The organism is Streptomyces sp. NPDC000151, assembly GCF_040301705.1.
Lineage (GTDB): Bacteria > Actinomycetota > Actinomycetes > Streptomycetales > Streptomycetaceae > Streptomyces.
The window spans coordinates 1-9,888 of record NZ_JBEPFC010000208.1; the positions used below are offsets into that span (position 1 = coordinate 1).

9 protein-coding genes are annotated in these 9,888 nt (G+C 72.2%); 4 read left to right on the top strand and 5 right to left on the bottom strand.

The genetic code is table 11. The annotated features are described in order from the left end of the window. Both ABT381_RS33285 and ABT381_RS33290 read left to right on the top strand, forming a co-directional pair. Window positions 1-227 (top strand): ferredoxin (locus ABT381_RS33285; RefSeq protein ID WP_351600983.1); only part of this gene is annotated, 227 nt, incomplete at its 5' end. 175 nt (window positions 228-402) lie between these two features. Continuing rightward, window positions 403-1,416: an SCO0930 family lipoprotein gene (locus ABT381_RS33290; RefSeq protein WP_351600985.1), complete on the top strand. Its 1,014-nt coding sequence runs from the start codon at window positions 403-405 to the stop codon at window positions 1,414-1,416. Here ABT381_RS33290 and ABT381_RS33295 read toward each other — a convergent pair. Together ABT381_RS33295 and ABT381_RS33300 are read right to left on the bottom strand one after the other, a co-directional pair. Then, window positions 1,413-2,120, bottom strand: coding sequence for a class E sortase (locus ABT381_RS33295; protein ID WP_351600987.1), 708 nt, complete (start codon window positions 2,118-2,120; stop codon window positions 1,413-1,415). The two genes, ABT381_RS33290 and ABT381_RS33295, sit on opposite strands and share 4 nt — an antisense overlap. Before the next feature lie 72 nt (window positions 2,121-2,192). Then, window positions 2,193-3,542 carry a DUF445 domain-containing protein gene (locus ABT381_RS33300; RefSeq protein WP_351600990.1) on the bottom strand — a complete coding sequence of 450 codons (1,350 nt, stop codon included), beginning with the start codon at window positions 3,540-3,542 and terminating at the stop codon, window positions 2,193-2,195. 260 nt (window positions 3,543-3,802) lie between these two features. Here ABT381_RS33300 and ABT381_RS33305 point away from each other — a divergent pair, with 260 nt between their 5' ends. Next, window positions 3,803-5,110: an SGNH/GDSL hydrolase family protein gene (locus ABT381_RS33305; protein ID WP_351600993.1), complete on the top strand. Its 1,308-nt coding sequence runs from the start codon at window positions 3,803-3,805 to the stop codon at window positions 5,108-5,110. A 52-nt stretch (window positions 5,111-5,162) separates the two neighbouring features. On the opposite strand, the gene ABT381_RS33310 is transcribed toward ABT381_RS33305, so the two are convergent. The 3 genes from ABT381_RS33310 to ABT381_RS33320 are packed head-to-tail and all read right to left on the bottom strand — an operon-like array spanning window position 5,163 to window position 7,786. Next, a complete protein-coding gene (locus tag ABT381_RS33310) occupies window positions 5,163-6,140 on the bottom strand; it encodes an ABC transporter ATP-binding protein (RefSeq protein WP_351600996.1) in 978 nt (325 codons plus the stop codon). A gap of 16 nt (window positions 6,141-6,156) precedes the next feature. Next, on the bottom strand, window positions 6,157-6,990 hold the full coding sequence (locus tag ABT381_RS33315; RefSeq protein WP_467754365.1) for an ABC transporter permease: 834 nt from the start codon (window positions 6,988-6,990) through the stop codon (window positions 6,157-6,159). Beyond that, entirely contained in the window at window positions 6,983-7,786 is an 804-nt protein-coding gene (locus tag ABT381_RS33320) for an ABC transporter permease (RefSeq protein ID WP_351601005.1), read from the bottom strand. Before ABT381_RS33320 ends, ABT381_RS33315 begins: the two co-directional genes overlap by 8 nt. Window positions 7,787-8,113: 327 nt before the next feature. Between ABT381_RS33320 and ABT381_RS33325 the strand changes: the two genes are divergently transcribed. Beyond that, a partial coding sequence (locus tag ABT381_RS33325; RefSeq protein WP_351600999.1) for a transglycosylase domain-containing protein occupies window positions 8,114-9,888 on the top strand: 1,775 nt, incomplete at its 3' end.

Consider the following 9,888-nt stretch of genomic DNA (forward strand, 5'->3'; position numbering starts at 1 on the left):
CCGGCAGCCGCCCCGCCGCGCCCGCGGCACAGCTGGTCGTGGACTGGACGCTGTGCCGGGGCCACGGCCTCTGTGCCGACCTCGCGCCCGGCGTCGTACGGCTCGGCCCGGACGGCTATCCGCAGCAGGCGGCCATGCCACTGCCCGCCCGGATGCGCCGCCGCGCCCGGCTCGCCGCCCGCCGCTGCCCGGCGCTGGCCCTCCGGGTCCGGCCCGCCGCCGACTGATCCCGTACGGACGTACGCCGATCCGCCTCCGCCCCCGTACTGCCCGCCGTGCACCGCTTTTTGACGTGAAGTGACAACTTCCGCAGGCGTTGAACGGCGGCAGCGCCACCCCCCGTATCCCGGTCCGTATCCCCGTCCCGACGGCACCTCCGCCGCCCCCACCGAAGGAGATCCCATGAACACCCGAGCCGCCTCGGTCAACCGCCGCCAAGCGGGCCTCGCGCTCACCGCGCTCGCCGTGCTCGCCCTGACCACCGCCTGCGGCGGCAAGGACTACGCGTCCTCCGCCGCCGGCGACCGGGTCCAGCCCGCCGGTCAGAGCGCCTCCGACAAGGGCTCCGGCTCCGGCTACGACTACGGGTCGGGGTCGGACAAGGGCGGCGGGTACGGCCAGGACTCGGCCGGCGGGCTGGGCGCGGCCGCCAAGACGCTCGCCCTCAAGGAGGCGGCGGGTATCGGCAAGGTCGTCACCGACGGCCAGGGCCTGACCCTGTATCGCTTCGACAAGGACACCGCCAAGCCGCCCAAGTCCGCCTGCGCCGGCGACTGCGCCTCGACCTGGCCGCCGGTCCCCGCGGCCGACGCCAAGGCCGCCACCGGCATCAACGCGGCCGATCTCGGCTCGGTCACCCGCGCCGACGGCGGCAAGCAGCTCACGCTCGGCGGCTGGCCGGTGTACCGGTACGCCAAGGACGCGGCGCCCGGCGACACCAAGGGCCAAGACGTCGGCGGGGTCTGGCACGCGCTGGCCGCCGACGGCGGCAAGGCCGGCGAGGCGGCTCCGCAGAAGCCGCCCGCCGCGCCCAAGGCAGACGTCTCGGTCGCCGACAACGCGATGCTCGGAAAGATCATCGTCGACGGCAAGGGCCGCACGCTCTACCGCTTCACCAAGGACAACCCCTGGCCGATGAAATTCGCCTGCACCGGCGCCTGCCTGGACACCTGGAAACCCGCGAAACCGGCCGACAAGAGCAAGATCGAGGGGCTCGCGGCCAAGCTGATCACCACCGTGAAGCGCCCGGACGGCACGAAGCAGCTCGCCGTGGACTGCTGGCCCATGTACTGGTTCACCGGCGACAAGGCCCCCGGCGACGTCAACGGCCAGGGCGTGAAGGGCACCTGGTTCGCGGTCGGCCAGGACGGCAAGAAGATCACCAAGTCGGCTGCGGCACCCGGCAGCTCGTACTAGCGCGGCTCCGCCGCCGCCAGCCGCCCCCACACCACCAGCCGGTACGTCGAGGTGTACTCCGGCGTGCAGGTCGTCAGGGTGAGGTAGTACCCGGGCTCGGTGTAGCGGTGGCCGGGGTGGACGGAGCTGTACGGGATCCGTGCCAGCACCGTCCCGTCGGCGGGCGTGGTCTGCGGCAGCGTCCGCTCGACGACGTAGGTGTAGCGGGCTTCGGCGGTGTCGATACGCACGGTGTCGCCGGGCCGCAGCCGGTCGAGGCGGCGGAACGGCTCACCGTGGGTGTTGCGGTGCCCGGCCAGCGCGACGTTCCCCGCCCGGCCGGGCTGCGCCGTCCGCGGGTAGTGGCCCACGTACCCCTTGTCGAGCACGCCCGCCTTGCCGATGCCCTCCGCGATGGGCGCTGTGACGCCGAGTCGGGGGATGCGGAGGACGGCGTACGCCGGGTCCGGCGCGTGACTCGCGGCTCTCTCCGTCGGCCCCGGGTCCGGCGTGGCGCTCGGGGCCTCGGAGGGAGCGGGCCGCGGCGCGGGCTGCCGCCACTGCCGCTCCAGCCGGGACACCCGCTGCCGCGCGTCCGCCTGCGCCTCCCGGTTGGTCCACCACAGCTGGTGGACGACGAGCAGGACCAGGACGGCGCCGACGGTCACCGCCAGCTCCGCCGCCGTCCACACCAGTCGCACCACCACCGGTATCCGCTCCCGCACGCGGGCACGGTAGGGCCTGCGGGCGGCGATCACCAGAGTGCTGACGCGGCATCAGCTGCCCGGCGCCGGCCGTCAGCCGCCCACCGCCCGCGACACCGCGTAGATGCACAGGCCCGCCAGGGCGCCCACGACCGTGCCGTTGATCCGGATGAACTGCAGGTCGCGGCCGATGTGCGCCTCGATCTTCTTCGAGGTGTGCTCGGCGTCCCAGCCCGCGACCGTGTCCGTGATCAGCAGCGTGATCTCGTCGCGGTACGTCGTGACGACGTACACCGCCGCGCCCTCCAGCCAGCCGTCGACCTTGCTCTGCAGCCGACCGTCGGCGGCCAGCCGCTTGCCCAGCGACAGCAGCGCGCCGCGCACCCGCAGCCGCAGTTCACTGCGCTCGTCCTCGGCCGCCGCGACCATCATCGCGCGCACCGAGCCCCACGCCGACGCGATCAGGTCCTGCACCTCGCCGCGGCCCAGCACCTCCGACTTCAGCCGCTCCACCCGCGCCCGGGTGTCCGTGTCGGACTGCAGGTCGCCCGCGAAGTCGGTCAGGAAGCGGTCCAGCGCGCCGCGCGCCGGGTGGTCCGGCATGTCCCGCATCTCCGTCACGAAGCGCAGCAGCTCCTTGTAGACCCGGTCGCCGACCTTGCGGTCCACGAAGCGCGGGGTCCAGCCGGGCGCGCCGCCGGCCACCGCCGCCATGACGGAGCCGGCGTGCGTGACGAGCCAGTCGTGCGCCCGTGCGCACACCAGGTCCACCGCGCGGTGGTGGCCGCCGTCCGCGACGATCTTCTCCAGCATCGTGCCGAGCCCGGGGGCGATCTCCTGCGCGTCGGCGCGGCGGGTGATCGCCTCGCCGACCACCGCCTGCACGTCGGAGTCGCGCAGCACGGTCAGCGCGCCGCGCAGCGCCGTCGACAGCTCGGCGGTGACCCGGTCGGCGTGCTCCGGCTCGGCGAGCCAGCGGCCGAGCCGGCTGCCGATGCCGACCTTGCGCAGCCGCTGCCGCACCACCTCGCCGGAGAGGAAGTTCTCCCCCACGAAGTCGCCGAGGCTCTGCCCGAGCTGGTCCTTCTTCGTCGGGATGATCGCGGTGTGCGGGATGGGCAGCCCGAGCGGCCGCCGGAACAGCGCGGTCACCGCGAACCAGTCCGCGAGCGCGCCGACCATGCCCGCCTCGGCGGCCGCGGCCACATAGCCCGTCCAGCCGCCGGCCCCGGCCGCGCCCGCCCACTTCGCCAGCGCGTACACCACGGCGACGGCCAGCAGCAGGCACGTGGCGAGGGTCTTCATGCGGCGCACCCCGCGCCGCTTCTCCTCGTCGGCCTCGTTGAATGTGAATCCGGCCACAGGGCCGGCGGCGGGGCCGGCCGCGGAGTCTCCCTCCGCACCGGCTGCCACGTCCGTCTTCGTCCGTTCCATCCGCTCCATCCGTTCGCCCCGTCCCCCGTGTATGTCCAACTGTGACCTAGTCCTGTTCCCACTCCTGGAACGAACCACGGGTTCCCGTCGTCCCACAGGTCGAGCGCAACGCCTCTCCGCCGTCCTGGCGGGAGGGAGCCGCCGGGCATCCGCACCGGCCGACATGGGATCATGACGGATCGATCGGACTGCGACGGCGCCGCTGATCAGACGCTGCCCTTGCCCATCCGGAGCCGGAGGCTCCGCCTGCCCCAGGAGAACGCCCCCGCATGACCAAAAGTGTGGGTTACGCCCTGCTCGCCGGCCTGGCGGCAGTGGTGGTCCTCGTCTCGACCGCGATCTTCGTCGGGGTCGGCGGCAGCGGCGGCGGCCCCGGCGGCGAGCCGCACAACCCGAACTCCGCGGCGCCCGCCGTCTCCGGCCAGTGGGTCGGCACCTGGTCCGCCTCCGCCGCGGCCGCCGAGCCGGGCACCCTGGACGGGTACGCGGGCATGTCGATACGGAACGTGATCCACACCAGCGTCGGCGGCTCCAGCGCCCGCATCCAGCTCTCCAACCTCTACGGCACCCGCCCGCTGGCCCTCACCCACGCCACCATCGCGCTCGCCGCGACCCCGAACAACCCCTCGGCGGCGGCCGGCACGATGCGCCGCCTCACCTTCGGCGACCGCACCTCCGTCGTCATCCCGGCGGGCGGCGCGATAACCAGCGACCCGGTGCGGCTGGACGTGCCGCACGACGCGGACCTGCTGGTCACGACGTACTCCCCGGCCCCCTCCGGGCCCGTCACCTACCACCCGTACGCCCGCCAGACCTCCTACCTGGCGCGCGGCGACCGGGCGGCGGACGACGCGGGCACGGCGTACACCGAGCAGAGCCCGTACTGGCGCTACCTCACCGGCGTGGACGTGTGGAGCAACGAGGCGCACGGCTCCGTCGTCGTCATCGGCGACTCCATCACCGACGGCATCACCTCCACCGCGGGCGCCAACCACCGCTGGACCGACTTCCTGGCCGAGCGGCTGCGCAAGGAGCCCGGCGCGCCCCGCCTGGGCGTGCTCAACCAGGGCATCAGCGGCAACCGCCTGCTGATCGACGGCAGCCGCTACTCCCCCAACAACGGCCCCAGCGTGCTCACCCGCCTGGACCGCGACGCGCTCGCCCGCTCCGGCGTGCAGGCCGTCATCGTCGAGATCGGGCTGAACGACCTGTTCAAGACGCCGCGCCAGTGGAATCCCGAGAAGCTGGTCGCGGGCATGCGCAAGGTCGTCAAGCAGGCACACGCGCGCGGCCTGCGGGTCACCGGCGGCACGCTCACGCCGTTCTACGGCCACCGCGGCTACTCGGTCCGGATGGACCAGGTCCGGCAGGCGGTCAACGCCCAGATCCGGGCCGGGAACGTGTACGACAACGTGGTCGACTTCGACAAGGCGCTGCGCGACCCGGCCCAGCCGAACCGGCTGCGCCCCGAGTACGACTCCGGCGACCATCTGCACCCCAGCGACGAGGGCTACAAGGCGATGGCCCGTTCGGTGGACCTCAAGCACCTCAAGGGGTCGGCCCCCGCAGCGCTGTAAGGGCGGCGGCGCGGGCTCCGCGCGCCGCCGCTGCCGCGGTGCGGCGCCGTCCTCATGCGCCGCGTCCCGTGTACATTCGTGCGATCACGTCCTCGATGTCCGGCTCCCGTACCGACAGATCCACCAGCGGCCAGCGCTCCGCGACCGCCGCCACCACCGGCGCCGCGCTCTGCGACGCCGGGAACGCCAGCCACTGCCGCGGCCCCTCCACCTTCACCGTCCGCGCGCCCGGCACGCCCTCGATCGGCGGCAGCTCCCGCGCCAGGTCCACCACCAGCGTCCGCTCGCTCTCCCCCACCTCGTGCAGCCCCGCGAGGCCGCCGTCGTACACCAGCCGCCCGTGGTCGATCACCATCACCCGCCGGCAGAGCTGCTCGATGTCGGTGAGGTCGTGGGTGGTGAGCAGGACGGTCGTGCCCAGCGAGGCGTTCACCTCGCGCAGGAAGTCCCGCACCCGCGCCTTGCTGACCACGTCGAGGCCGATCGTCGGCTCGTCCAGGTACAGCACCTCCGGGTCGTGCAGCAGCGCCGCCGCGATGTCCCCGCGCATCCGCTGCCCCAGCGAGAGCTGCCGCACCGGCGCCGCCAACAGGGGGCCGAGGTCCAGCAGTTCCACGCACCGGTCGAGGTTCTTGCGGTACGTGTCGTACGGCACCCGGTACATCCGCCGCACCAGCTCGTAGGAGTCCTTGAGCGGCAGGTCCCACCACAGGGTCGTGCGCTGCCCGAAGACCACGCCCATCCGGCGGGCCAGCCGGGTGCGCTCCCGGGAGGGATCGATGCCCGCCACCCGGATGCGGCCCGCGCTGGGCACGAGGATGCCGGTCAGCATCTTGATCGTGGTCGACTTGCCGGCGCCGTTCGGGCCGATGTACCCCACCATCTCGCCGCGCCCGACGGTGAAGCCGATGCCGTCCACGGCCCGCACCTCGTGCTTGGTGCGGCGCAGCCGGCCGGCCTTGCGCCGCACCTGGAAGACCTTCCGCACCCCGTCCAGTTCGATGAAGGGCGTCTTCGCGCCATCCGTCATGCCGTCTCCCCCATGGTCAGCTCCCCGTACTCCGGTAAGCGCGCAGCCCCGCCCGCCACGCCAGCGCCGCGCCCCCGCACATCACCGCGGCCACCACGGGCCCCAGAAAGTCCACCCAGCCCGGCAGCCCCAGCGGGTCGTCGTGGCCGAGGAGGCGCAGCGCGGGCAGCCAGTTCACGAAGGCCAGCGGGATCACGAAGGTGACGCCGCGGACCAGCTCCCTGGCGAAGACGGTGGGTGGGTACTGCAGCATCGCGTTTCCGCCATATGTGAAGGAGTTCTGCACCTCGGCGGCGTCCTGGGCGAAGAACTGGAAAGCCGCGCCGAGCGTGAAGATCGCGCCGTAGATGGCCGCGCCGCTCACCAGCATCGCCGCGACCATGACCACCCGGCCCGGCGTCCAGTCCACCTGAACACGGGTCAGCGCCCAGCCCAGTACCGCCATGGCCTGCAGGGTCCGCCCGATGCGGCGCAGCGCGAAGCGGTCTGCGGCCACCTGGGCGTACACGGGCGCCGGGCGCACCAGCAGGACGTCCAGCGTGCCGTCGCGCACCCGGCTGCCCAGCCGCTCCACATTGCCCAGCAGCAGGTCCGCGAGGGCCAGCGAGGTGGCCGACGCACCGTAGAGGAGTGCCACTTCGGGCAGCCCGAACCCGCCGAGTTCGTCGATGTGCGAGAACATCAGAAGGATCGTCACGAACTCCAGGCCACTGCCCGCGGCATTGCCGACGGCCATGATCACAAACGACGCCCGGTAGGTGAGTGTGGACCGGACCCACATCGCTACGATCAGCAGGTACGCCCGTACGCCGTGCCGCACCAGCGCGGCCCGCCCGAAGGACTCAGCCACCCTGCACCACCACCTTCCGGGTGGCCGCGGCCTGCAGCAGCCGGCCCGCCGCCAGCAGCGCCGCCGCCCATCCCGCCTGGAACGCCAGCGCCCCCAGCAGCCCGGGGCCCGCGTACTGCCCCAGCAGGACATCGGCCGGCACCTGATGGGCGGAGGACCACGGCAGCATCCGCACGACCTCGCCGAACGTGCCGGGGAAGACCCGCAGCGGCAGCAGCGTGCCGGAGAAGAACATCGCCGCCAGCCCGCTGAGGACGGCCACGCCCGAGCTGTCCAGCAGCCAGAACGCGGACAGCGCGACGAGGTAGCGCAGCGCGAAGCTGACGGTCACCGCGAGCGCCACCGACGCCAGGAACGCGGCCCACAGCAGCGGGGAGGCGGGCAGCGCGAGGTCGAAGACCAGCGCGCCGGCCACCATCGGCAGCACCCCGCGGCCCAGCAGCTGGCAGCCGGCCCGGCCCAGGTCGGCGGCGAGCCACCACATCTGCAGGTCGGCCGGGCGGTACAGGTCCACCGCGATGTCGCCGCTGCGGACGCGCTCCTGCATCTCCTCGTGGAAGCCGCCGCCCATGGTCAGGGCCACGGTCGCCAGCAGCGCCTGGCCGACCCACACGAAGGTCAGCGCCTGCGCCTGGTCGTACCCGCCCAGGTGCGGCCGCTCGTGCCAGAGCGCCTGGTAGGTGTAGGCGATGATGCAGCCGAAGACGGTGTTGGTGAAGACGCCGGCGGCGGTGGCGGTGCGGTACGTGGCGTACCGCCGGAAGCCGCCCCGCGCGACGGCCGCGTACAGCGCCAAAGCTCCGCCCACTCCGCCGCCCCCCGCCGCCCGGTGCCAAAACACCCGAGGCTAGCCCTGTCGGCGGCGCCGCACCACACGTTTACCACCCGGGCGGGTGAGGCAGAGAACCCATTCGGCCGGTCACAGACCAGTCACATGTGCGTGCCATCCTCTGGGCCTGGAACGCATGATGCGACAGTTTCTTATCGGGCGACACAAGCTTTTCGGAAGATCCAGCTTTTTCAGACGAAAGCGCCTTTTCCGGCGTAGGGCGCGCATCGCCCGCTACGACACCGATCCCGCCGCGGCACAACCATCGGCGGCGGCCGAGGAGTCACTACTGACATGAACGACGATCCGCAGCAGGACGGCCAGGGAAGTAACGGTTCCTCGGAAGAGGAACCGGGCACCGCGCCACCCCCTGGCAAGAAGGGCCGCCCCCGCCGCACCGGCTGGCGCCGCGCCGTGCCCACCTGGCGCATGACCCTCGGCGGCATCCTGGTGCTTCTGCTGATCATCGTCGTCGGCTTCCTCGCCGGCTACCTCCTCGTCGGCATCCCGCCCGCCAACCAGGCCGCCAAGGCCCAGAGCAACGTCTTCCTCTTCACCGACGGCTCCCAGCTCGCCCGCGACGGCGACGTGAACCGCGAGAACGTCAAGCTCAGCCAGATCCCCAAGGACGTCCAGCACACCGTGCTTGCCGCCGAGGACCGCAACTTCTACAGCGAGTCCGCGGTCAACCCCGTCGCCATGGTCCGCGCCGCCTGGAACACCGTCATCGGCAAGGGCACGCAGTCCGGCTCCACCATCACCCAGCAGTACGTCAAGAACTACTACCTCGGCCAGGAACAGACCGTCACCCGCAAGGCCAAGGAGTTCTTCATCGCCATCAAGCTGGACCGCGAGGTGAGCAAGGACGAGATCCTGGAGGGCTACCTCAACACCAGCTACTACGGCCGCAACGCCTACGGCATCCAGGCCGCGGCCCAGGCGTACTACAGCAAGGACGTCGAGGACCTGACGGTCGCCCAGGGCGCCTACCTGGCCACCCTCCTGAACGCCCCCAGCCAGTACGACATCGTCGTCCACCCCGAGAACCGGCAGCGCGCCGAGGCCCGCTGGAACTACGTCATGGACGGCATGGTCAAGAAGGGCTGGCTCAGCGGCTCCGACCGCGCCGCCATGAAGTTCGACCCGCCCGGCGCGGCCAAGACCCCCTCCGGCCTCTCCGGCCGCCGCGGCTACTTCGTCAACGCCATCAAGGACTACCTCACCGACAACGACATCCTCGACAAGGACGACCTGGCCGGCGGCGGCTACCGCATCACCACCACCATCGACAAGAAGAAGCAGCTCGCCCTCGAAAAGGCCGTCGACGACCGCCTGATGGAGCAGCTCGACAAGAAGAACCGCGACGCCGACAAGAACGTCCGGGCCGGCGGCGCCTCCATCGACCCCGCCACCGGCAAGGTCGTCGCCATGTACGGCGGCATCGACTACGCCCAGCAGTTCGTCAACGGCGCCACCCGCGCCGACTACCAGGTCGGCTCCACCTTCAAGCCCTTCGTCTTCGCCTCCGCCGTCGCCAACCACGCGACGACCCAGGACGGCCGGACCATCACCCCGAACACGGTCTACGACGGCACCAACAAGCGGATGACCGTCAGCGACGGCAACCCCACCGGCTTCGCCCCCGCCAACGAGGACGACCGCTCCTACGGGCAGATCACCGTCAGCGAGGCCACCGACAAGTCCGTCAACGCCGTCTACGCGCAGATGGGCATCGACGTCGGCCCCGACAAGGTCAAGGACACCGCCGTCGACCTCGGCATCCCCGCGAAGACCCCCGGCCTCAGCGAGTCCCAGGGCGCGATCTCGCTCGGCACCGCCACGCCCAGCGTGCTGCAGATGACCGGCGCGTACGCCACCCTCGCCAACCACGGCAAGCACGTGCCGTACACCTTCATCCAGAAGATCACCAAGAACGGCGAGAACCTCACCCTGCCCGACCGGCCCGAGCAGACCGCGATGGCCCGCGAGGCCGCCGACACCACCACCTCCATCCTGCGCAGCGTCGTCGAGAGCCCCGGCGGCACCGGCGCGGCGGCGCGCGCGGCGGG

Coding starts and splice junctions, on each gene's coding strand:
- ABT381_RS33305 (WP_351600993.1), top strand. CDS start 3,803: ATGACCAAAAGTGTGGGTTACGCCCTGCTCGCCGGCCTGGCGGCAGTG.
- ABT381_RS33290 (WP_351600985.1), top strand. CDS start 403: ATGAACACCCGAGCCGCCTCGGTCAACCGCCGCCAAGCGGGCCTCGCG.
- ABT381_RS33300 (WP_351600990.1), bottom strand. CDS start 3,542: ATGGAGCGGATGGAACGGACGAAGACGGACGTGGCAGCCGGTGCGGAG.
- ABT381_RS33310 (WP_351600996.1), bottom strand. CDS start 6,140: ATGACGGATGGCGCGAAGACGCCCTTCATCGAACTGGACGGGGTGCGG.